Raw genomic sequence first — 1,327 nt, 5'->3', positions numbered from 1 at the left:
GCCCGGCGCCCGGCGACGTACAGCCCGGCCGCGCCCAGCAGGACCGCCGCGATCGCCGCCGCCGCGATCAGATAGCGCGGCAGCGACGGGCTGATGGTCCGCGCGCCGTCGGGCACCACCCCGGCCTTGACCAGCCCGTCGTAGTTGACGGCGACCACCTTCAGCGCTTCCAGCGGCCGGTCGGCGAACCCGTCGATGCCCGAGCCGATCGTCGTCTCGGCCACCGCGGCCTTGCCGAAGTTCTTGTCGTCGACGCCGGGCAGCAGCGCGCAGCCGTACGTGTCGTACTCGTCGTCCTGCCGGCTCAGCACCAGCACCAGCGTGCCCTTGGCCGCCTGCCGGGCGGCGTCGCAGCCCTGCCGCAGGTCGTCCGTGCCGGGCGCCAGCATGATCACGACGAGCCGGCGGTTGCCGATCACCCGCTGCGCGGCCGGGCGGTCCAGGTTGATGCCGGGGTCCGCGTAGACCGACGACGAGCGGACCTGCCGGGGGATCGGCCCGTCCAGGATGCCGCCGGACCAAAGCGCCCAGCCGGCCAGGATCAGGCAGGCCACCACGGCCAGCCCGAACGGCGTGACTCGTCTGCTCACGCCGGCCTCCGTCGCAGGTAGTCGCCGGGGCGGTAGCCGTCGAAGGGCAGCAGCCGGGCCGCCTCGTCGAGCTCGGCCTCGGCGTCGTCGAGCAGCTCGCGGACGTGCGGGTCCGGCAGGTTCCCGGCGAGGGCGTCGCGGGCCGCCAGCAGCTTGGGGATGCCGCGGGTCAGCGCCGGGTCACTGGTCCGGGAGGTCAGCGCCGACATCTCGACGGCCAGCCCGGTCAGGCCGGCCAGCCGGGCCGGCGTGCCCAGGCTCGGCGCAGCCGGGGCGGGCCGGCGCACGGACCGCGCCGACAGCAGCAGGAAGGCGACGACGCAGGCGGTGAACAACCACGGCAGGGCGGGCAGGGCGACCCGGACCGGGTCGAGCGGACGGTACGGCAGCGGCCGGTCGAACAGCCCCGAGTAGCGCACATCGGCGACCCGGTCCAGGTACGTGGCCAGCACCGCCCGCTGCGGGTACGCCGACCGGCTGAGCAGATCACCGAACCGCCCGTAGTACGTGGCCGTGGTCAGCTCGGCGAACCCGGCGGCGTCCGGACCGTCGTACTCGATCCACGAGCCGTACATCACCACGATCGGGGTGTCCGGGAAGCTCGCCGCGAGCGCCGGTCCGTAGCGGGGGACCGGTTTCCCGGCCGGCTGCTGGGGCAGGGCCACGTACAACGCTTCGCGGCCCGGGAATGCCGCCGCCGCGGCCGTCGCCGGCACGTCGGTCAGGGTCGCGCCCGC

Annotated in this window: 1 protein-coding gene and 1 pseudogene; both read right to left on the bottom strand. The window is 75.1% G+C overall.

Translation table 11 applies throughout. The features are described 5' to 3' along the window. Positions 1–590 (bottom strand): hypothetical protein (locus AB0C29_RS48825; protein ID WP_360835253.1); only part of this gene is annotated, 590 nt, incomplete at its 3' end. Beyond that, positions 587–1,327: pseudogene (locus tag AB0C29_RS48820) on the bottom strand (hypothetical protein); the annotation flags it as partial. The gene AB0C29_RS48825 and the pseudogene AB0C29_RS48820, both read right to left, overlap by 4 nt.

The sequence above is a fragment of the Actinoplanes sp. NPDC048791 genome, from assembly GCF_040650095.1.
Lineage (GTDB): Bacteria > Actinomycetota > Actinomycetes > Mycobacteriales > Micromonosporaceae > Actinoplanes.
This window is presented reverse-complemented; position numbering and strand designations above follow the sequence as displayed.